We start from the raw sequence: 22,339 nt of genomic DNA on the forward strand, positions 1-22,339 counted from the left end.
ATTTTTTAATGCTGTTCTATCAAAGAAAAAAAACTATCCCTGTAGTTGTCACTAACCGGCAAAGAGTTATTATTAATCGTTACCGATTTCCTGGATGCCGTATTGATCTTTCGCAGAGAAACCATATACGAACGATGAATGCGGATAAATTGTTTTTTATCCAGCAGGTCTTCAAAGTATTTCAGGTTGTGTAAGATGAGTAAAGGATTATTTGAGCTGATCAAATGCACTTTGGTATAATCTTTATATCCTTCCAGGTATAAAATGTCGTCATAAAAGATCTTGTGCATCTTATGTGATACATTGATAAAGAAAAACTCTTTGGCTTTGTCTCTTTGATTTTTTATTTCGATAAATTCTTTTACCCGGTTACAGGCGGTGATGAATTTTTCAAACGAAATAGGTTTTACCAGGTAATCCATCGCTTTTAATTCAAATCCGTCAATAGCGTATTCACTATAAGCTGTGGTAAAAATTACTTCAGGTTTATTCACCAGTGACCGGTAGAAATCTATGCCCGAGATATCCGGCATCTTGATATCGAGAAAAAGCAAATCAATTTTTTGGGACTCTAACACCGATAGAGCTTGCAAGGGCTCTTCATATTTACCTGCCAGTTTCAGGTAAGGTGTTTTATTGACAAAGTCTTCCAGCAATTGCAGGGCCAGTGGTTCATCATCAATGATCAGGCAGTTAAGCATTGGCTAAATCAATTTTTAAATTAACGATGTACAGGCTTTCGTTGCAAAAAACATCGAGCTGGTGACCGGGATATAATAATTCAAGCCTTCTCCTTACATTCTTTAGGCCAAGGCCACCGGTTTCAAAGCTATCTTTTTCCAAAATGGGATTGACTACGGACAACGTTAATGTTTTTTCAAAAATCACGATGCTGATGTCGATACAGGATGCAAGCGAATAGCTGATGCCATGTTTAAACGCATTTTCAATAAAAGTGATCAGTAAAAGCGGGGCTATCTTTTTTCTCTCCATATTGCCGGTAACGGAATAATTGATCTTTATCTTTTGGGAAAGGCGGAGACGCTGCAGGTCGATATAGTTATTGATGTATTGAATGTCTTTGGATAATTCCACTTTATTATCGCCGGAATCGTATAATACATAACGAAGAAGTTCGGATAATTTTAAAATGGAGTGTTCCGTATTCACTGATCGTGAATGGGCCTGGGAATAGATACTGTTCAGCGTATTAAATAAAAAATGCGGGTTGATCTGCGATTTTAAAAAATTTACTTCCGCATTTAAGTTAGCGTTTTCCAGAGCTTTCTTTTCATTTTGATTGCGGATAAACGAATAGCTGAGCCGGATAAAACCGCCAATCAGCAATAGCAATGTAAATGAGCTGATGGCATTGTTTAAAGTCATTAACCAGGCGCCTCTTGGTATGCCAAATAAAAAAGGTTCAGGAAAAGGTGGTCGTGATGCTGTATGAATAAGCGAATCATTGGGAGACCCTGGTCCTTCAAAGGAAGTGACAAAACCTGCCGAATCTCTTATTACATGCACACCGAAACCTTGAATCGTATTATTTACAATGAAAGTGGAGCCGCCTTTTTTTGCATCTATCGCATTGGATCGTACCATTTGTATAAAAGGCCTTCCTTCACCACGGAAGTAAAAAAAACGCAGGCTGACATGCAATGAAAAATATAGTACGAAAGCCAGGAGGACCAACGAAAAATAAATGACATATTTTTTCTTCTCAAAAAAATGGGGAATAAGAAAATAATAGTTGAGATAAAATAAGATCACCAGCAATGATTTGTCAATCAATTCCCGGGTGATAAAGCTATTGTCGTTGATACGAACAGGGTATAATAACACCGGCAATATGAAAAGCAGGCACCAGCCGGCAGCATGAATCAATACAATCAGTAAAATATGAGCTTTATTCTTTGTTTTTTGAAAGCCAAAAAGAGTATGCAGAAAGTTATTTGGTTGTTCCCTGCTTATCATACTGCGTCTTGTTTAAAGAAAGTATCGGCTCAAGCTCAAATGTAGTAACTGTGGGAAGTTGACCTCTTTCCATTTTGTTAATTATTAGCCGGGCGGCCTGTTCAGCCTGCATTTTAGTTTGAAATCCTGTTTGGCCCTGTATAGCGGGGATCAACTCCTGGTGAATAAACAGTTCATCATTCACCAGGATATCATATCCCCAGCCATGGATACCTTCATACACGTAGGTGCTGATATGGTTTTTCTTTTTTTTGGATGACCGGTCAATTGTAATAATGAAGACGGCAACAGCGATCAATGCAGAGATTCCTATTACAAGAATATTATGCCGGTTAGTCATTGTCGACCTGTTCATCATTGGGTAAAAGTTCATACATATTGTCCATCATCAAAGACCCGCTTCTGCCGGTCAATACAAAACCACGATTATTTAAAGAAAAAGCAACCGCACCTGTTCTTCCTGTTCCTTCGAATTGCGTTTTTTCTGCCCAGCTATCATTGGCCGGATCATATTGCCAGGTATACGAAGCGATAGAGCTATTTTCCCCGGACGTGATATATACGTAATTGTCCATAGCAAAAGCAACTCCATTTTGACGGGCGATTGTGCCATAATCATCATCATAGGTTTCATCTGAGTAATTATAGATCTTCTTTTTTTCAGTCCACTCATTGGCTGCCGGATCATACATCCATAGATCTTTTAATATCTCGCCATTATTATTTCCTGAACAGATATATCCTTTATTATTTGTAACAAAAGCTATAGCTGCTGAACGTTTTGATCCACCCACACTCGCCTTTTGCGTCCATTGATCAGCGACCGGATCATATTCCCACATATCTTTCAGGTAGTTGCCGTCATAGCCGCAGGCGATGTATCCTTTAGCACCGACTGCAAAACCAACAGCATCATAACGGCCATTGCCTGCAAAATTTGCTTTCTGGGTCCATTGATTAGTGGCCGGGTCATATTCCCAAAAATCATTCAGCTTTGACACACCATCATAACCGGTACCTACATAAGCCTTGGTACCGACAGTGAAAGCAACGGCCGAATTTCGTGCTGCGCCGGGCAAGTCGGCTCTCTGTATCCAGTAACGGCGTGAAAGATTGTATTCCCACAGATCCTTGAAACGATCCGTATTTGTTGAGCCGGTAGTGACATACGCATTGTCGCCGATTGTAAAACTTACTGCTTCACTGCGTGCATTGCCTTCAAAATCATCATAGCGTTTCCAATTGCCGACCAGTTCTTCGTCGTCGTCCGTTGATTTACTGCAACTCTGCGAAATGACGGCAGATGATAAAATAAGCAGTCCCCCGATCCAATATGCCTTTGTTTTAGTCATAAAAAAATTTTGATAAAAGTATTGGCGGATGAATGCAACACTATCTTAAAATAGATGAACAGACCAAACATATAGATGAATCAGGAATCGGTAACTATTACCCTGTTTTTAACAGAAGTAATTGAGGCAAACATTCCTGAAATCATTTATCGGTGTGGCCGTCGAATTCGCCGATTTTAAATGATAGTTGATATAGTATAACAAATTATGCGCAGGACGCCGGGATAAATTGCGGCCAATTGCACTAAATGAAATTATTATGCATGATTTGATAAAGAGATTTAAAATCATACCACCCGCAGTGCTTATTCTTTTTTTATATGCCTGCGAAAGAAAGGATATTGCTTTTGGCACCGTTCCGGAGAATAATTACACCAGCCTGGTTTTTACCGATACTATTAATGTTAGCGTCTCCACAGTTCTCACGGATTCATTTGCTACCAATGGTGATTCGGCATTTTTAATCGGTCGTTATAAAGATCCTTACCTGGGGCCTGTCAGTGCACGTTCTTTTTTTCAAATGACTGTTCCCTCGTCGCTGCCTGAAATACCTGCCACTGCCCAGTTTGATTCGCTCAGCCTGATCGTCCGGCTCAATCATTATTATTACGGCGATACCAGCAAGACTCAAACGATACAGGTGCACGAATTAGCGAATGCTATAAGTTATAGCTACAATAATAAGCTCTATAATACCAGTGATGTTGCTGTAAAGCCATCACTCCTTGGATCAAGAACACTAAAGATCAGTCCCAATGCCGTTGATTCAATTGTCATCCGCCTGGATGATAACAAAGGGTTGGAATTGTTTTCAAAATTGCGTCAATCCGCTGCTGATATTACCACTGAGAATGATTTCCTGAATTATTTCCGCGGTATTTCGATAGCAATAGATAATAATGACACAACCGCCGTATATGGCCTGACGGGGTCGGCAGGCAGCGTGGTGATGCGGGTTCACTATCATAACACCATCCCTTATCCTGAAAGCCAGCACGCTGATTTTACATCGCTGGCAAACAGTTATGCATTTAATCAAATTCTGACTGACAGGTCGGCTACAGGTCTTATTCCCGGCACAACGGGAACAACCGAAATTGTTGCTGATAAAACAAATGGTTTTTCTTTTACACAGCCCGGTACCGGTTTACTGTTAAAAATGATTTTTCCAACACTGAGCTCGGTACTGAATAATGAAAACATCGTGAAGCTGCTGAAGGCGGAACTATTAATACGACCAACCTATCTGTCGTTTGACAAACATCAATACAAGTTGCCGTCGCAACTATACCTGGCACAGACGGATGCTACTAATAGCACAGGTAATACCATCATGGATTCGACTGGTTATTCAGTCCAGTATGCAAGCCCTGTTACAGATGACATCTATGGTGAAAACAATTACTACCGTTTTAATATAACCAGTTATATCAATGAATTGCTGTACACAACCGGCAGCAGCAACAGGGGTGTTTTTGTAATAAACAATTCAGCCACTTCTTTAGTGAATGTAGACAGGCTGGTGGTTAACAATCTTTTAAAGGCGAGTCAACCATCACAATTGCTATTATCATTTATGATCATCAACCAGTAAATCATGCGCCACGCTATAACATGTTTTTCTTTTCTTTTCTGCCTTGTTATCATTATTCCGGCAAAATCATTTTCGCAGAATATGAACAGCCCTTATTCAATCTATGGAATTGGCGATATTGACACCAGGGCTTACAATCGTACCAGTGGCATGGGGGGGACCGGTTTGGCTTTACGGTCTTCTTATTTTGTCATTGATAACAATCCTGCTGCTATTGCCGGGCTTACCCGTAGTTTTTTTATCGTTGATGCTGCTGTGACGGGGAAATCCGTTGTGTACAAAGGCGATCCCATCGATGCGACAAATAGTAACAACAAAGATTTTTGGATAAAGCGATTGTCATTGGGTATAAAGCTGAATAATTATTGGGCGAGTAGTGTCGGCTTTGGTCAATACAGTAATGTCAATTATAAACTCTATGGAACCCAAACAGTAGAAGGCTCCACCGCCAACTACCTGGCTTCTTACGAGGGAGATGGGGGATTGAACGAGTACTATTGGAACAATGCGGTATCACTGGGTAAACATTGGTCCTTTGGCGTAAGATCTTCTATTATCGCCGGCGCTATTAATCAAACAGAAACGGTGGTGGATGAGAACCTAAGTTCCGCTATTTCTACAAAAGTGCAGGACTACTACGGGAAAGCGAGATTCCAGTTTGGTGCTATTTATTCTGCCCCCATTACAAAAAAGCTTGATTTTTCTATTGGGGGAAAATATATTCCAAAAACAAAAATGGTATCAGAGAGGTACTTGACCGTTACGCAGGATAATACAACTATATTGGAAAATGAGGCATTGACATATAGTAAGTTTAGCCTGCCCGAAACATACGGGGTAGGATTGGCGCTAAAGCATAATCAAAAAACAACGTTTGCAGCTGACTATGTTTATGAAGACTGGTCATCTTTAAAGATCAGGGGACAGGGCTGGCAAATGATCAGTAATAGCCGGCTTTCCGCTGGTGTTGAATTTTCCCGGCAAGCGAGGGTAAAGAATATGGTGATGGAAAAAAGATTTTTCCAGCTTGGTGGTTTTTACAACAGTTCCTGGTTACAGGTAAGGAATCAGCCCATTAAAGAATTTGGCGTAACAGCAGGCATGGGCGGTATTATCGGTAACGGACTTTTATATACACTTTCATTGGAGGCGGGCAGGCGGGGTACGACACAACAAAAGCTTATCAAAGAAAATTATGTGCAATTAACGTTTAGTTTTTCCTACAGGGATTTCCTGGCGAGTAAGGGAAGAAAATATGATTGACCGGTCGTCATAAAAAGAACAAGGGGTAATGATGTATGAATTAATTTACAGGAAAACTTAATTATGTATAAGCTTTATTGGCTGCTTGGTTGCATTTTTATTACCACCCAATTACCGGCTCAACAAAATATTCAGAAACAAAAATGGCATTGGCGGAGTGACCAGGATACATCGGCTGGCTATGCACAGGTAGTGAAAGTGGATAATGTCTTGTATATATCCGGAACAGTAGCGACGGATATCACTCCGGAAGGTATCACTAATGTCTACAAAGCGCTGGAAAGATCGCTGAAGCAATTTGGCGCTACATTTCAGAATGTGATCAAAGAAAATTTATACACTACCGATATAGAAGCGATGAAGAAATACAATGATGCGAGAAAAGTATTTTATAAGGGAGATTTCCCGGCGGCCACCTGGGTTCAGATAAGCCGGCTTTTTATGGCTGATGCGAAACTTGAAGTGGAGTTGATTGCGCATTTGCCGAAATGAATATACCTCCACTAAATTTTAATTTAGAAAACAGTGAATGCGGAGTTGAAGATAGTATCAGTTGTTTCGAAGTTTTTTTTGAAAATAATTACAAGCCTGTTGCAAGCCACATTCCCTGCATTTCGGATTTCGGGCAATGCAGATATAACGCCCATGGAGGATGAGCCAATGATGAGCTTTATGTATTAACTCTTCGGGAATATTTTTCACCAATTCTTTTTCTACTGCTAAGGGAGTAGTAGCCGTTTGTGGTACTAATCCTATTCTTTTACTTACCCTGTTTACATGTGTATCCACGGCCATATTCGGTTGCTGATCTACTACCGATGTGATTACATTGGCTGTTTTTCTTCCTACACCTGGTAGTTGCACCAGTTCATCCACCGTCATCGGAATCTTTCCCGCAAATTTCTCTTCAACCATCTTCGCCATGCCGATGAGGTGTTTGGTTTTGTTATTGGGATAGGAGATGCTTTTGATCAATGGAAACAGTTCATCAAAGTTTGTCTGGCTTAATGATTTAACATCGGGATATTTTTCAAAAATGGCCGGTGTGGTTAGGTTCACTCTTTTATCCGTGCATTGTGCCGAGAGAATAACGGCCACCAGTAACTGGTAAGGATTGTCATAGATCAGTTCTGTCTCGGCCTCAGGAACATTTTTCTCAAAATAATCGATTACGAACTCGTAACGCTGTTTTCTTGTCATAGATGAAACCCCCAGCCCCTAAAGGGGAGCCGGAAAAGGCAAAATAAGCAAGTCAGGCTATAAAAACCACGAGTTGAAAGAGAAAAGAAATAGCAATGAAGAAAAGGCATAAAAAAAGCATCCACCAATCGGCAGATGCTAAATTTTTAAATCAGAAACCGGAAAGGGTTACACCATTTCCTTTGATTTCTCACGGGCGTAGTTCAGGATGTTTAAAATCACTTCGGTGCGTGGGGATTGTTGGATTTGGTCAAGCCTTAGCATGGAGGTTTTTAATACATTGAATTTTTCCCGTAGTGTCCAGTCCAACCTGAGTGCATGCGCAATGGCTGCAGTCTGTTGGGGAGAGCTTTCTTTGTATAAATACATTAAAAGGTCCTCCGGGGTAAATTTTGTCATTCGCAAACCATTAATGTCCTAAAATGTGAGATCCAGAAAAATTGTCCAGTTTTAATAACGAAGAATTAACGGCGTTATTGCCTTAAACCTACTTATTATCTCCGGCAGGTGCATCAGGAATGATAAACAGGTCTTCATTATCCCGTTTCATGAGGTATTTTTCTCTCGCATACTTCTCCAGGGTGCCCGGATTTGACTTAAGTTGCTCTAATTCTTTGCGTTCTGTAGCGATACGATCAGTATAATACTGCTTGCTTTCCTGCAGGTCTTTCAGCTGTCTGTTCCGGGCCGATTGGGTAAAAACATCATTTTTGTCAAAAAAAAGCATAATCGCCGCAAACACACCCATGGCAATAATGTATTTGTTTTTGAGCCAGGAAGGAATGTGGGTGAGTAGTTTCATGTTTCGATGTTTTTTGTTGGCTGTTGATCGTTGATCGTCTTAACGACGGGCAACGATCAACAAACATCGGCCAACGCTTATTTCCCAAATTTAATCTTTCCCTTTGGATAAAATGCACTGCTTCCTAATTGTTCTTCAATCCGGATCAGCTGGTTGTATTTGGCGATCCGGTCGGTACGGGAAGCCGAACCAGTTTTGATTTGGCCGCAATTCAGCGCCACTGCCAAATCAGCGATAGTGGTATCCTCTGTTTCACCACTTCTGTGGCTCATGATGGTATTATATCCGTTATGCTGTGCCAATGTCACGGCATTGATGGTTTCAGTAATGGTTCCGATCTGGTTTACTTTTACGAGGAGGCCATTTGCAATACTCTTGTCAATACCGGTTTGCAGGCGGGTAACATTGGTTACAAAAAGATCATCACCTACCAGCTGGCATTTGCTGCCTACTGCCTGTGTCAATGCAGCCCAGCCATTCCAGTCATCTTCAGCCATACCATCTTCAATGGAAACAATAGGGTACTGTTTCACCCAACCTTCCCAGAATTTTACCAACTGGTCGCTGCTGAGTTGTTTGCCATCGCTTTTATGGAAAACATATTTTTTCTTTTTAGCATCCCACAATTCACTGTTAGCAGCATCCATTGCAATCACAATCTGTGAGCCTGCTTTGTAACCGGAAGCCTGGATGGCCTGCATCACCGTATCAATTGCTTCCTCATTGCTTTGAATATTGGGTGCAAAACCACCTTCATCACCAACATTGGTGCTAAAGCCTTTTTTCTTCAGCACTGATTTAAGGGCGTGGAAGATTTCAACTCCCCAGCGAAGACCTTCGCTAAAGCTGGGAGCTCCGACCGGCATGATCATGAATTCCTGGAAATCTATTTTGTTATCCGCATGAGCGCCGCCATTCAGGATGTTCATCATCGGGATGGGAAGCGTTTTGGCATTCGTACCACCGATATAACGATACAGTGGCAAAGAAGCTTCTTCAGCCGCCGCTTTGGCAACCGCCATACTCACCGCCAGCAATGCATTAGCACCGAGCTTGCCTTTATTTTCTGTGCCATCCAATTCTATCATTATTTCATCAATCCCTGTTTGATCTGCCACATCATAGCCCAATAAAGCCGGAGCAATCACGGTATTCACATTCTTCACCGCTTTCAAAACGCCTTTGCCTAAATATTTCTTTTTATCATCATCCCGCAATTCTACTGCTTCGTGTATGCCGGTGCTGGCACCACTTGGAACGGCTGCACGGCCTACTGCACCTTCATCGGTGATAATATCTACTTCCACGGTGGGATTGCCTCTTGAATCTAAAATTTGCCTGGCAAAAATCTCGGAAATGTAACTCATAGCTTTGACTGGTTTTTTAATACGATAAATAAATGACGTTGGCAAGCGGTTGCAAATGTAATCAACTTTAGTATTGTGAGAATGCCGGAGTTTTTTGTACTAACGGTTATCAGCCAACGGTTAATTGACCTGGAAACTTCCAATGATATTGATGAGATACTTATTCCCGGCGTCCTGCCACCATTCCATATTCCCATTTGCCAGGTAGATGGCATATCTCGGATCATATTTCAACTCTGAAGAGCAATCAGGCATCCAAACCCCGACCCGGTATTTGCCGGGGTTAAATGACTCGTCAAACAAGATCGATTGGTTGATCGTATAAAGTTTCTCTCCCGCCATAGCTACAGGCATCCAGCTGGTGGGATCTGCGGGGGTTAAGATTTCTCTTATATTGTCCTGTTCGTCTATCAATACAAAATATACCTGCCGGCTATTGATAAGTGGAGCGAAGCCAAAATTTTTTAGTTGCAATGTGAAATTGGCAGAATCGCCCCGGTTCACAGAAGACGGAATGGTTGCTTCAGTCGCCTGGAACCGATATCCAAGATGATCCCGGATATAGTCATATGCACTTCTTGTGATTTCCTGTCCTTGTTGATCTAAAAAATAATCCGGCGAAATGGCAATATGCTGTTGCCTGAACTGACCAATGGAATAGAACTGCTTTTTCCATGCTGCTATGTTCGTTGCATAATTATGAACCACACTGAAGCTACTATGGGCATGCGCTTGCATCCGTTTGATGGCCTGTAATCCACCACTATTACCCAATGCGATCATGTTAAATGCATAGGGGTCACGTCCATCGTATGGCATTTCGCCATCGACAATGGACGAAATGGCTTCTTTCTCCACCAGCTTATAGTCGTCATCGCCATAGCGGTAATCCCACAGGGCATATGGCCCCTGGTCTAATACAAAATAAGCATTTTGAAAACCGATCCTGTTATATTCCTCCGGAGTCAAAGGATAATATAAAACAGGACTGTTAGCAGTTTGCCTGATATAACCTGCTGCGTTAGTTTTATAGATGGTTTCTCTAACCTGCATTTTTCTGCCGGGAGGAAAAGCATTCAACAGGTCACGAATCACCAACTTTTTGTCCAGATCGAGATTGTCGAGTCCTGAATGATGCCACTCTCCCCATAAACCCAGAAATCCTGCCTGGAAAGCAAAAATCAATGGTTCATTTTTTTGAAGAAAGCTTTTTAATTGAGTAAGATGTCTTTGGATATCATTATAAGACTCATACCTGATTCTGTCATTATAACGATAAGCGAAAAGAAGGATCACTTTGTAGCCTGATGTTTTTAGCTGGTCAAAGACTGACTGCATATTGCTAAAAGCATTACCTGGTATTTTAGTGCCCAGGTAGTCGGTGAGATAAAAATAGACCTGGGTGAGCTTTGTTTTTTCGTTGTAAGTTTTTTCATGAGTTTCGAGGATAGCCGGCATATTGTTTTTGTAATACAGGCCGCTAAATGGATTCATCAGAGTACTGGCTTGCATCATGTGTTCCAGTCTTAAGCCTCTTTCGGGATTGGGAAGCGGTTCATTTCCGTTTACATCATCCGGCCGGATACCACGGAAATAAAGGGTTTGTGTTTGGCAGGCGTTACAAAAGCTCTGAGAAGAAAAAGCCGCGGTTCTATTTTGTCTTGCCTCTGGCAAGGATTCATTGATTTCTTTTTTGCAGGAAAAAAGAAACAGCAAGCAAATCAGGATGGGTGCTACGTTAGTAATTGTGGTTGCCTTAAATGGTGGTTGCCTTAATACCCACAACTAATTTAAGCAAAAAAGAATTCGAAGTCAACTCAAATTGCCGGCATTTGTCAACGACCTGAAAATTTCTTCCAGGCTTTGATTTTCGCTTTGCAGGGAGACAATATTCAGATTGTTGGAGAGCGCCAATTCGAGTATTTGTTTACGAACCATTTCAGGGTTGGACGTATGTAATTTATAGTGCGATGGCTGAATTTGATCCAGTCCTGTCACCTCTTTCATTTGAGTCAGTAGCTCTTTATTGACAGGCTCGTTGAATTGAACAATCACCACATGGTTTTCCTTATTTCCTGCCTGCAGATGGCTAAGTTTATCGTCTGCTACTAATTCCCCTCTGTTGATGATGATGACCCTGTCGCAAATGGCTTCTACCTCCTGTAGGATATGCGAGGAGAATAAAACCGTTCTATTTAAGCCCTGTTGTTTGATCACTTCCCGTATCTCAATGATCTGGTTAGGATCGAGGCCACTGGTGGGCTCGTCCAGTATCAATACTTCCGGTTGATGAATGAGTGCCGCTGCCAAACCTACTCTTTGCTTATAGCCCTTGGAAAGCTGGCCAATTTTCTTTTTACTTTCAACTGTTAAGCCTACTGTTTTAATCACTTCTTCTATGGCAGTTTGTTTATCCTTCACGCCGTGCAGTTCTGCTATAAAGCCTAAATACTCCTTCACATACATATCATAGTAAAGAGCGTTTAACTCCGGCAAGTAACCAATCTTCTTTTTTATTTCTAATGGATTTTCCGCAACACTTATCCCGCATACAAAAGCTTCGCCGCCGGTTTGTTGCAGGTAGCCCGTGATGATCTTCATCGTTGTTGATTTGCCCGCGCCATTGGGGCCAAGAAACCCTACGATTTCCCCATTGTCTACTTTAAAAGAAATATTATTGACGGCCTTTTGTTCGCCGTAAACTTTAAGAAGATTCCTTACTTCGATTGACATGGGCAGCTTTGCACTTGTTGATTTGCGAATTTAGATCATTTCGTTTCATTCTAATCAGACCGTTTACCGGCTTTTACTTTACTGCAACAGCAATCTTCGAATCAGCTGTACCGTAGTATAAAAACCATTTGCTTTTATAATTTACCAATCCTTCTGCAAAGCATACCTGGTTGACCTGGCCGCTTATTTCATAAGGTTTATCAGGTTTCATAAAATAGGTTTGCATCCGGTCGATTACTTTAGACGGATCATTCTTATCTAATAAAATTTGTGCTACGGCATAAGTTCCTTCAGCCAGAGATGTGTCACCTTTTGCAGGTACATTCCGGCTGTTATATATAAGTAGTACGCCATTATCGGTTAGCATGGCGGCGGGTCCCGGTTCCACCAAATCACTGTCAAACATTCCCTTTCTTGGACCGAAGACACTCAGAAGCCTGCCATCATTATTTTCCACAGGTGTCCAGTTAATCAAATCACCCGATGAAGCGAGAAAGATATCCGTATCGCCCCAATACATCCAATATTTACCATTTATCCTGGTAGCTATAGCTTTTCCATTTTTGTATTGACAAATAATAGAACCGGACTTGCTCCATTCATTTACATATTTTCCGTTAAAAGCCTTTTGAAAAACATGACCATGCTTTGTCCAGTGATACAAATCAGTTGAAGTGGCTAGCAGCAATCTTGCTTTATCTCCGTCATAGGCGGTATAGGTTAAATAATAAGTGCCATTTTCATCTTCCGCAATGCGGGGATCTTCGCATCCACCTTCCCATTCCCATTTTTTCAACGAATCATAATCGGGAAAAAAAACCGGGGCAGGATATTTGGTAAAATTTAATCCGTCAAGGCTCCAGGCCAGGCCTATTCTTGAAGTACCGGCAAACTTTCCAATTTTGTCTTCAGCCCGGTACAATAAAAAAACTGTATCATGCCTTACAACAGCAGCGGGATTGAACACATCTTTTTCCTCCCAGTTAACTATTGTGTTCCTTATGGGACAACGAAATGCTGAAGCTGGGTCGGGGAACAAGATGGGGTTTGTTTCAGTTGATTTTACAAAAGGACCGATTGTCCACTCATCAAGTTTTTCGTCCTGTTTTTTGGACGAAGGGGTATTGTTACAACCTGCAACTAATATAGTCGCAATAAGCATAGCAAGTAATCGCATAGAAGGCAGTTATTTTTAAAGATAAAAAAAGCCGTCACAGGACAGCTTTTTATTTATTAAGATTTTAAAGATCCGTAAACTCATAAAGCGGATCAATTGGCGACCCGGCTTTCATTTCAAGTACCGGTTTAATGAGTCCATCCTTTAATCCATACACCCAGCCATGCAGATCAGGGCGTTGTTCAGTCTTCCATGCCTTTTGAATAATGGATGTTTTTGCCAGGCGCTGTGTCTGTTCCATTACGTTCAATTCTGTCAACCGGTCAGCCCTTTGTTCATCATCTTCGATAGCGTCCAGTTCTTCCCGGTTGTGCCGGTATACATCTTTAATATTACGGAGCCACATATTTAATACCTGCTTGTAATCTTTGTTGCCCATAGCCGCTTTAATACCGCCACATCCATAATGACCACAAACGATCACGTGCTTTACTTTAAGATGCACTACGGCATATTCCAAAACACTTAAAAGATTTACGTCAGTATGAATAACCAGGTTGGCAATATTGCGATGAACAAATATTTCACCGGGATCAGTGCCGGTGATTTCATTGGCCGGAACGCGGCTGTCGCTACAGCCTATCCAAAGAAACTCCGGTGTCTGAATATGAGCAAGCCGTTCGAAAAAACCCGGATCCTGTGCAAGTTTTCCTGCAGCCCATATTTTATTTTCATGTAATAAGACCTCGTATGATTTCATAATGAGTAAGTCAATTGCCAAATTTAGTTTTAATTTAAAGATTACTGGTTCTAATGTCAATGAACAGAAAAAGGTTGGAAATAATTTTCATACCAGCCAACAATTGTATTGCTGTGCTGTTACAGTTAGTCTGGTTGGTATCGTATTTGTTTTACGTAACCACTAAAGATAGATACCTGGATAAAACAGAACAGGTGTTAGTTGATTCGGGTTGTTAATAATAATATTACAAAACTTATCCACTAACGGTTTGGTTCAAAACAATCAATTGATTATTTTGCAATACTTCTGATGAGTGAAAAAAAGACATATAATGCTTTACAAATGGCATCAGCCGTTTTTATGATCATGGCATTGCTATGGCTCACTATCAGTGCTCCCTTTGTATACGCTGGTCAGCAGGAAATAACCAAGCAATCGAAAGCGACGGCTACCACTGCCGATGATGACGATTGTGCCAACCCTTTTGGCAATAATACCGAGGAAAAAGCTCCCGGCAACAGCAGCTCTTTTTCAGAAGAATATCTGCACGATCAGCATCATGCTGAACATTTCTTTTCTATTATTTTCCGCTTCCACAAATGTGAGAATGCAGATACCTATCATGCATTCCATGGTGAATTATTAGTGCCTCCACCCAACGCAGCTTAATCTATAAAGCCTGCATTTTTAATCCCTGGCTGACCATAGCCAGAATTTTCTGACGTTATAATTTTTTTCTACTGCATAGTGTTGCCGCGGGCAATAGCTATGTACTTAAACATATATATGATGAGAAAGCATTCTAAAGAATTCTTAGAGAATCTTACGCCCTACCAGGGGTATGAACTACTGGTTGAAGGTAACCAGCGCTTTATTAACAATCTCAAAGCCGATCATGATCACCTTGAAATGATCAATGAAACAAGGGAAGGACAATATCCCTTCGCAGTCATTTTAAGTTGTATGGATTCCCGTACTTCTACCGAGCTCATTTTTGACCAGGGACTTGGGGACATCTTCAGCATCAGGGTTGCCGGCAATATTGTAAACAATGATATACTGGCCAGCATTGAGTACGCAATCAAGTATGTCGGTTCAAAAGTGCTGATGGTACTTGGCCATACCGAATGCGGCGCCATTAAAAGCGCCAGGCAAGGTGTGACAGACGGACATATTACCTCCCTGCTCAGCCGTATTCAGCCTTCTATCAGTAAAGCTTTACTGCAGGACAACAACAATCACCTGTTTCACGATGAGGTTGCCTATGCAAATGTGGAGAACAGTCTGGAAGAAATATTGACCAGAAGTGATATCGTCAAGGAAATGTTTAAAAAAGGCGAGATCGGTTTAGTAGGCGGCATTTATAATGTAGAGAATGGCAGCGTAGATTTTTTTAAAAACCTGACTAAAAAAAAGAAGGAAAATAAACAATTAGCCAACGCTCAATAATATCATCAAAAGGTTGATGGATTAAAAAAGATAAAATGAAACGCCCATATAAAGTTTTTGAAACATAAAGAGTGTTATAGGGCGTCCATTCGGCTAAAAACAATAAAAAAATACAGGGATGAAACTTAATACAAAATTTTTGAAAACCGACTTGTTATCAGGATTAGTAGTTTTTTTAGTAGCCTTGCCACTTTGCCTGGGTATTGCAGTTGCCAGCGGTGCGCCTCCCTTTGCAGGTATTATTTGTGGGGTTATAGCTGGTATAGTGGTCGGCTCGTTAAGTGGATCGAATGTAAGCGTATCGGGACCGGCTGCCGGTCTCATTGCAATTGTCCTGGTAGCTATTACCGACCTTGGTTATGAAATTTTTCTGGTGGCAGTATTGATCGCAGGTTTTTTACAACTGACACTTGGTTTTGTCAAAGCCGGAACTATTTCGGCTTATTTTCCTACGGCCGTTATCGAAGGAATGCTGGTAGCAATAGGCATTATTATTATCAAGAAAGAGCTGCCACATGCAATCGGATATGATAAAGCACACGAAGGTGATTGGTTTGCCCTGGAAAATGGCGCAGGCAGCGGCTACTTTACGGAGATCATCAATTCCATAAACTATGCACATTTGGGAGCCATCATCATTACAGTGATTTCACTGGCTATACTGGTTGCTTTTAACAAAATTCCCTCCTTAAAAAAGATTAAGGTAATTCCCGGAGCTTTAGTAGTGGTGGCAATGGGTATTATTGTAAATGAATTATTCAAAGCAACAGGATCAAAATTAGCGATATCGCAGGATCATTTGGTAACATTACCGACCGCTTCTTCTTTCAGGGAATTTCTTGGACAGTTCACTACGCCTGATTTTTCAGGTTTTGGAAATCCAAATGTGTGGATTGTGGGTCTTACTATTGCTATTGTAGCAAGTATTGAAACACTTTTATGTCTTGAAGCCGGAGATAAGATGGACCCTATGAAGCGGTTCTCCGGCGCCAATACTGAATTAAAGGCCCAGGGTATTGGTAATATATTATCAGGGTTAATTGGCGGTTTGCCCATGACTTCTGTTATTGTAAGAACGACAGCCAATATCAATGCTGGTGCTAAAACCAGGTTATCCGCTATTGCGCATGGGGTTTTTCTTTTGTTGGCAGTAGTAACGATACCGTTTCTGCTGAATAAAATACCCATGGCCAGTCTGGCTGCTATTCTAATTATGATCGGTTTGAGGCTGGCAAGTCCAAAGGTTTTCAAACACATGTGGGATAACGGTAAGCATCAGTTTGTACCATTTATTGTTACCGTGATTGCAGTGGTAGTAACTGACCTGTTAAAAGGCGTGGGAATTGGTTTGGCTGTCAGTGTATTTTTCATCCTGAGAGGTAATATGAAACTCGCTTACTTTTTTAAAAAAGAAAGGCACCACGAAGGCGAAACCATTCATATTGACCTGGCACAGGAAGTATCATTTCTGAACAAAGCAGCTATCAAACAGACGCTGGCTCATTTGCCGGCTAATAGCAAGGTGGTTATAAATGCAGCCAATACTGTTTATATCGATTATGATGTATTGGAACTGATCAGGGACTTTTTAGACTTCGGTTCAAAGGATAAAAACATCAGTGTAAAACTGCTGAATTTCAAAAAGGCTTATAAAATGGAAGATGCTGTGCACGTTCATTCTGAAAAAGATGAAGTGATTGAAAGCAAGAAAGTATTACAAAACAAAGAACTGCTCTTCATTGAAAAATAAATGATAGAGAGCCTTTGACGAATATTTATTGAACTTTCTTAAGATGCATCGGAAGAGTAAAATCTGGTAAAAAAATAAAATATGCCAATGAACCCTACTTTAGTTCAGGCTTATAAAATCACGTCTACTGCAGGAAATGATACCCATGCACATTTTGATGAAAATCATGTGCTGCATGAATTAAAGCATTTTTTGCCCTCACAGCAGGCATTAAAGGATTTTATTCATCATAATTCATTGCATGCTTTTCAGCACATGAAGTTTTATGACGCTATTTTTAAAGCGTCTAAAATTTTTGGATTCCAGGTTCATCTACAGTTGGATGAATACCGGGAGCTTTATAAGACAGGAAGGATACGGGAGGATGTGTTGCTGATGATAATAGAGAATAAAAAGGAAAGTGTTTCTGAATGGAAGGACAGGCTACTGTACCAGGAATATGATACTATTAATCAGCCGCGGATCGGGCAGTTGAGAAAACTCTGGAAAAGCGTTTATCGTATTGACCTCGATAATAAAGTACATCCACTGTTGTTCCGTATCCTTTGTGCTTTTTTGGACCAGGGTATTGCAGTGGAAAATTTCCCGGTAAGCAATAAAAGTTTTACTGATAGTATAAAAGAACTGGAGAAAAATAGCCCGGTCAGCTTTTTTAAGACCCGTTCCGTTAGACAAAAATTTTTATCCGGCAATTATTCAACTACTGAATTGTTGCAGACCATTGTGGGTGATGAAGCCTATTTTGAACAATACCTTTTTGACCAGCAATTTGCGCATCATGGCTGGAGTGGTTTTGTAAGTGCAGTAGAAGATACTCCTCACACATTATTGGACAGGAAAATTATTACGCTGAGGGAACTGGTCGAGTTTGAATTATTGCTGGAACTGGATGCATTGAATGCACATTTCAGAAATAATTGGGAACCCCTGGTTATTCATGTAGACACTCCTCCCATTGATCTGTTAGCAGATATAGAAAAAACGGAATTAGCCGAAGTGATCGAGCTGTGGCAAGACGCATTTGAGTGGAGCTATTACGATTCGGTATTGAAAGGCATTCAACTGAATGATAAAAAGAAACTGCTTTCAACCAATGGAGTTCCTCAGCCCCTTTCCATGGGGAATGGCGTGCCGGCTGTTAAGCAAAACAGGGGAGAACGCAACCCCAGTTTCCAGGCCATCTTTTGTATAGATGAAAGAGAATGTTCTTTACGACGACATATAGAAGCTGTTGACAAAAACTGTGAAACATTCGGAGCTCCCGGCTTTTTTGGTGTTGAATTTTATTTTCAGCAACAGGGCAGCAAGTTCTATGATAAGCTTTGTCCCGCACCGGTAACCCCAAAATATTTGATCAAAGAATTTGAAGCGAAAACAACACGAAAAGGAGAAACTCTTTATACGAAACATACACATGGATTTTTGACGGGCTTTGCGCTTAGTATCAGCCTCGGCTTTTGGGCTTTTATAAAAACGGTGCTCAACCTGTTTAAACCTGCAATGAGCCCGGCTATTTCAAATGCCTACGGACACATGGATCGTCAGTCAGTGCTTACGATTGAGAATAAAAATGCCGATAATATAGAAAATGGATTACAGGTAGGTTATACAATAGATGAAATGGCGACAAGAGCGGAAGGGTTTTTAAAGAGTATTGGCCTGATCAAAAATTTTGCTCCGGTCATTTACATCGTTGCACACGGTAGCAGTAGTGCCAACAATCCGCATCACGGCGCCCATGACTGTGGCGCCTGTAGCGGCAGACCCGGCGCTACCAATGCAAGAGTGCAGGCATTTATTTTGAATCATCAGAAAGTCAGAGAAATCCTGCAGACAAAAGGCATTGTAATTCCTGGAGCGACACAGTTTATAGGCAGCATGCATGATACTGCGGCGGACGTGATAGGGTATTATGATGAACAACCTCTGACCGAAGAAAATTTAAAGAGTCATTTTATAAATAAACAAAACTTCGAAACAGCATTAAACTTAAATGCGAAAGAAAGAAGCCGAAGATTTGCTTCTATTGACACCCGGCGAAGATTAGAACATGTTCGCAAAGCTATCCATAACCGCAGTGTTTCTTTATTCGAACCCCGGCCAGAGCTGGGACATGGTACCAATACTTTAGCGATCATAGGAAGAAGAGAAACTACAAAGGGTCTGTTCCTTGATCGCAGAGCTTTCTTAAATAGCTATGACTATACAACCGACCCGGATGGGACCATTCTTACGGGTGTAATGAAACCAATTGGTTTGGTGTGTGGAGGCATTAATCTTGAATATTACTTCTCAAGAGTGGATAATATAAAAATGGGTGCCGGCACTAAACTGCCTCACAATGTAATGGGCCTGTTTGGCGTAGCCAACAGCAGTGATGGTGATCTGCGTCCCGGCCTTCCCTGGCAAATGATTGAAGTGCACGACCCCGTCAGGTTGTTGGTAATCGTTGAACATCAGCCAGACATTGTGTTGAAAGCCATTCAATCGTCCCCTGAAGTATTTGAGTGGTATAAAAACGAATGGGTGCATATCGTGTCATTTCACCCGGAAGAAAAACAGTTTTATTATTTCCATAATGGTTCGTTTTCAAAGTATGAACCGATTACTGATACAGCAGAAATCAAAACGATCAGGGACATGGAAGAATTTGTAGAGAACGCTAAAGAAATGGAAACAAATCATATTGTACATGCTACAGAGGAGAATCTTCCGGTGTATCTGTTGGATTGACCGTTATTCATAGGCTTAACATTACTTGTCATAAAATTTATATAGTGAATCAACTCAGCCAAATGCTACTTCAACTCATAAGCCTTTTTGTGTTTATTCCCCTGGTGGCTTTTTTAGCATCTTTGTTTTGGCAAAACAAACAGGAAAAACCTATTGCCCTGATTGTACAGTTTACCAAGGCTTTTTATGTGGTTGCGGCAGTCGTATACTGTGCGGTGTGGATTATTAACGGTAGTACTCCCTTCAACCAACACTTCGCTACGCTTTATAAAACTCATCATTTTGTTTTTGCGATCCAGTTCTATTACGATCACATCACCGCGGTTTACAGTATTGTCGGCGCCATTTTATTTTTCCTGGTATCTACCTTTAGTCGTTATTATATGCACCGGGATGAAGGATATAAACGCTTCTTCAATACCATCCTTTTTTTTGCATTGGGTTATAACCTGATCATCTTTTCAGGCAATTTCGAAACCCTGTTTATTGGTTGGGAAATCATCGGTCTTTCTTCATTCCTGTTAATCGCCTTTTATCGTAATCGTTATTTGCCGGTGAAAAATGCTTTTAAAACAATTTCCAACTATCGCATAAGCGACCTGGCATTGATTCTTGCTATGTGGATGATGCATCACCTCACTCACCAGAATATCACATTTGCCCAGCTAAACGAGGCAAGGATGACCGCACTATTACAGGATCATGGCGGAGGAATGGCTTTATTTATTGCAATCATGATAATGCTGGCAGCCACTATTAAATCCGCTCAATTTCCATTTACCTCCTGGCTTCCCCGTGCCATGGAAGGACCCACTTCATCGTCTGCCATTTTTTATGGCTCTTTGAGCGTTCATATCGGCGTGTTTATCTTGCTTCGTACCTGGCCCTTCTGGCAGGATATGACAGCAATTAAAATAATTATCATCGCGGTTGGTGCAGTGACGGGAATAGTTGCAACATTAATAGCAAGGGTGCAGCCAACAGTGAAAACCCAGATTGCGTATTCATCGGCTGCCCAAATCGGTATCATATTTATTGAAGTGGCATTGGGTTTTCATATTCTCGCTTTAATCCATTTTGCAGGAAATGCTTTTTTACGGACCTACCAGTTATTGGTTTCTCCATCAGTTTTAAATTACCTGGTGCATCATCAGTATTTTCATTATCGTCCGCAAGAGCAGCAACCGATGCAGGGTGCAAAAGCCGGATTATACATGCTCGGGATTAAAGAATGGAACCTTGATGGCATATTGTACAGGTATTTGTGGAGCCCATTTAAATGGATAGGCAAGCAATTCCATTTTTTGAATTCTAAAATTTTCCTGGGCGCATTTGTCTGTATCGCATTGACAGCAATGATTGGCTCGGTCTATAAGCCAGAATTCTTCGTGGCGCAAAAGACAGATATTGCTGTTACTTTTCTATCTATTTCTTTAGCGATCATTCTTTTTACATTTTCCCATCGTGGCTCGGCCTTGTTGACCTGGCAATATTTATTGCTGGCCCATATTTTTATTATTGCAGGAATTAATATCAATGCGGAGTATATTAACGCTGTTGAAATTCTTTTTTATGGCAGCGGCGTAACAATTGCTTTTGCACTAGGCTATTATTGTCTGCAAAAAATTAAGGCAATTGATGGAGATATTTCCCTCAATAACTATCATGGCTATGTTTATGAGGAAAAAACCATTGCATTTTTATTCCTGCTGGCAGCCATTGGCATGCTGGGCTTTCCTATTACAGCGGCCTTTGTCGGGATTGATGTACTGTTTACTTATGTCGAACACACTCAGGGTTTCCTCATAACGCTGCTGGCTTTGTGTCTTATTTTTATCGAACTGGCTGCGATCCGGATTTTCCTGCGCATCTTTTTGGGTCAACATAAAAAGCTCAATCACCCTATTGCATTCAGATCATCCTGACAATTCGCGGTGTTATCATCTCACAATTCACCCGAATCTTCAGGCAGGTGATCATATTCTCCCTTGAAGGCGTACCAGCCAAAAATCATCAGCCCAATAGCAATAGGCGTGAAGATGGCAATGATGATGATCCAGATAACGGGATTGTTAATGTCCTTTTTACCGGCAGGATCGATGTTGCTGATAGCGCCACTTATTAAAAAATAGATGACAATTGGTCCCAGCAATAGCCAGATAATTCCTAAATATTTTTTCAATGTATTCATTATTGTCTTTTTCAAATTATTTCAATAAGCCCGGGACTCTACCCTGATGGTCCCGGCATTTCGTCGGGA

At 41.1% G+C, this 22,339-nt stretch carries 21 protein-coding genes; 8 read left to right on the forward strand and 13 right to left on the reverse strand.

Going from position 1 to position 22,339, the window contains the following annotated elements; translation table 11 throughout:
- Positions 1-5 precede the first annotated feature (5 nt).
- From ACFEL9_RS16980 to ACFEL9_RS16995, 4 genes are read right to left on the reverse strand one after another with little or no spacing between them, the layout of a single operon-like run.
- The gene (locus ACFEL9_RS16980) at positions 6-701 is read right to left on the reverse strand and encodes a LytR/AlgR family response regulator transcription factor (protein ID WP_385892539.1); all 696 of its coding nucleotides are present in this window, start codon (positions 699-701) and stop codon (positions 6-8) included.
- The gene (locus tag ACFEL9_RS16985) at positions 694-1,977 is read right to left on the reverse strand and encodes a sensor histidine kinase (protein WP_385892542.1); all 1,284 of its coding nucleotides are present in this window, start codon (positions 1,975-1,977) and stop codon (positions 694-696) included. The genes ACFEL9_RS16980 and ACFEL9_RS16985 overlap by 8 nt, the downstream gene beginning before the upstream one ends.
- On the reverse strand, positions 1,952-2,317 hold the full coding sequence (locus ACFEL9_RS16990; protein ID WP_385892544.1) for a DUF4907 domain-containing protein: 366 nt from the start codon (positions 2,315-2,317) through the stop codon (positions 1,952-1,954). Before ACFEL9_RS16990 ends, ACFEL9_RS16985 begins: the two co-directional genes overlap by 26 nt.
- The gene (locus tag ACFEL9_RS16995) at positions 2,310-3,329 is read right to left on the reverse strand and encodes a Kelch repeat-containing protein (RefSeq protein WP_385892546.1); all 1,020 of its coding nucleotides are present in this window, start codon (positions 3,327-3,329) and stop codon (positions 2,310-2,312) included. Before ACFEL9_RS16995 ends, ACFEL9_RS16990 begins: the two co-directional genes overlap by 8 nt.
- A gap of 259 nt (positions 3,330-3,588) precedes the next feature.
- Between ACFEL9_RS16995 and ACFEL9_RS17000 the strand changes: the two genes are divergently transcribed.
- The 3 genes from ACFEL9_RS17000 to ACFEL9_RS17010 all read left to right on the forward strand — a co-directional run bounded on the left by ACFEL9_RS17000 (position 3,589) and on the right by ACFEL9_RS17010 (position 6,678).
- The gene (locus ACFEL9_RS17000) at positions 3,589-4,923 is read left to right on the forward strand and encodes a DUF4270 family protein (RefSeq protein WP_385892553.1); all 1,335 of its coding nucleotides are present in this window, start codon (positions 3,589-3,591) and stop codon (positions 4,921-4,923) included.
- A 3-nt stretch (positions 4,924-4,926) separates the two neighbouring features.
- Positions 4,927-6,186 (forward strand): BamG family beta-barrel-assembly machinery protein, encoded by a 1,260-nt coding sequence (bamG, locus tag ACFEL9_RS17005; protein WP_512701523.1) that lies wholly within the window; start codon positions 4,927-4,929, stop codon positions 6,184-6,186.
- A gap of 63 nt (positions 6,187-6,249) precedes the next feature.
- On the forward strand, positions 6,250-6,678 hold the full coding sequence (locus tag ACFEL9_RS17010) for a RidA family protein (RefSeq protein WP_385892557.1): 429 nt from the start codon (positions 6,250-6,252) through the stop codon (positions 6,676-6,678).
- A 57-nt stretch (positions 6,679-6,735) separates the two neighbouring features.
- On the opposite strand, the gene nth is transcribed toward ACFEL9_RS17010, so the two are convergent.
- From nth to ACFEL9_RS17050, 8 genes are all read right to left on the reverse strand, one after another.
- Positions 6,736-7,386 carry an endonuclease III gene (nth, locus tag ACFEL9_RS17015; protein WP_385892560.1) on the reverse strand — a complete coding sequence of 217 codons (651 nt, stop codon included), beginning with the start codon at positions 7,384-7,386 and terminating at the stop codon, positions 6,736-6,738.
- Positions 7,387-7,554: 168 nt separating this feature from the next.
- Positions 7,555-7,785, reverse strand: a complete 231-nt coding sequence (locus tag ACFEL9_RS17020) for a hypothetical protein (protein WP_385892563.1) — start codon at positions 7,783-7,785, stop codon at positions 7,555-7,557.
- 88 nt (positions 7,786-7,873) lie between these two features.
- Positions 7,874-8,188, reverse strand: coding sequence for an FtsB family cell division protein (locus ACFEL9_RS17025; protein WP_385892566.1), 315 nt, complete (start codon positions 8,186-8,188; stop codon positions 7,874-7,876).
- Between the two features lie 77 nt (positions 8,189-8,265).
- Positions 8,266-9,555 carry a phosphopyruvate hydratase gene (gene eno / locus ACFEL9_RS17030; RefSeq protein WP_385892569.1) on the reverse strand — a complete coding sequence of 430 codons (1,290 nt, stop codon included), beginning with the start codon at positions 9,553-9,555 and terminating at the stop codon, positions 8,266-8,268.
- Positions 9,556-9,675: 120 nt separating this feature from the next.
- Positions 9,676-11,229 (reverse strand): DUF4832 domain-containing protein, encoded by a 1,554-nt coding sequence (locus ACFEL9_RS17035; protein ID WP_385892572.1) that lies wholly within the window; start codon positions 11,227-11,229, stop codon positions 9,676-9,678.
- A 138-nt stretch (positions 11,230-11,367) separates the two neighbouring features.
- Positions 11,368-12,288 (reverse strand): gliding motility-associated ABC transporter ATP-binding subunit GldA, encoded by a 921-nt coding sequence (gene gldA, locus ACFEL9_RS17040; protein ID WP_385892574.1) that lies wholly within the window; start codon positions 12,286-12,288, stop codon positions 11,368-11,370.
- Positions 12,289-12,361: 73 nt separating this feature from the next.
- On the reverse strand, positions 12,362-13,465 hold the full coding sequence (locus ACFEL9_RS17045; RefSeq protein WP_385892576.1) for a glycoside hydrolase family 130 protein: 1,104 nt from the start codon (positions 13,463-13,465) through the stop codon (positions 12,362-12,364).
- A 64-nt stretch (positions 13,466-13,529) separates the two neighbouring features.
- A complete protein-coding gene (locus ACFEL9_RS17050) occupies positions 13,530-14,165 on the reverse strand; it encodes a carbonic anhydrase (RefSeq protein ID WP_385892579.1) in 636 nt (211 codons plus the stop codon).
- A 291-nt stretch (positions 14,166-14,456) separates the two neighbouring features.
- Between ACFEL9_RS17050 and ACFEL9_RS17055 the strand changes: the two genes are divergently transcribed.
- The 5 genes from ACFEL9_RS17055 to ACFEL9_RS17075 all read left to right on the forward strand — a co-directional run bounded on the left by ACFEL9_RS17055 (position 14,457) and on the right by ACFEL9_RS17075 (position 22,004).
- Positions 14,457-14,816 carry a hypothetical protein gene (locus tag ACFEL9_RS17055; protein ID WP_385892582.1) on the forward strand — a complete coding sequence of 120 codons (360 nt, stop codon included), beginning with the start codon at positions 14,457-14,459 and terminating at the stop codon, positions 14,814-14,816.
- 120 nt (positions 14,817-14,936) lie between these two features.
- Complete coding sequence (locus ACFEL9_RS17060) at positions 14,937-15,596, forward strand: carbonic anhydrase (RefSeq protein ID WP_385892585.1); 660 nt, start codon at positions 14,937-14,939, stop codon at positions 15,594-15,596.
- Positions 15,597-15,714: 118 nt separating this feature from the next.
- Positions 15,715-17,346 (forward strand): SulP family inorganic anion transporter, encoded by a 1,632-nt coding sequence (locus ACFEL9_RS17065; RefSeq protein ID WP_385892588.1) that lies wholly within the window; start codon positions 15,715-15,717, stop codon positions 17,344-17,346.
- 87 nt (positions 17,347-17,433) lie between these two features.
- Complete coding sequence (locus tag ACFEL9_RS17070) at positions 17,434-20,079, forward strand: YbcC family protein (protein ID WP_385892589.1); 2,646 nt, start codon at positions 17,434-17,436, stop codon at positions 20,077-20,079.
- A gap of 62 nt (positions 20,080-20,141) precedes the next feature.
- Positions 20,142-22,004, forward strand: a complete 1,863-nt coding sequence (locus ACFEL9_RS17075) for a proton-conducting transporter transmembrane domain-containing protein (protein ID WP_385892592.1) — start codon at positions 20,142-20,144, stop codon at positions 22,002-22,004.
- A gap of 20 nt (positions 22,005-22,024) precedes the next feature.
- Here ACFEL9_RS17075 and ACFEL9_RS17080 read toward each other — a convergent pair whose 3' ends face one another.
- Entirely contained in the window at positions 22,025-22,270 is a 246-nt protein-coding gene (locus ACFEL9_RS17080; protein ID WP_385892595.1) for a DUF6814 family protein, read from the reverse strand.
- Positions 22,271-22,339 lie beyond the last annotated feature (69 nt).

The organism is Terrimonas alba (genome assembly GCF_042434975.1).
Lineage (GTDB): Bacteria > Bacteroidota > Bacteroidia > Chitinophagales > Chitinophagaceae > Terrimonas_B > Terrimonas_B alba.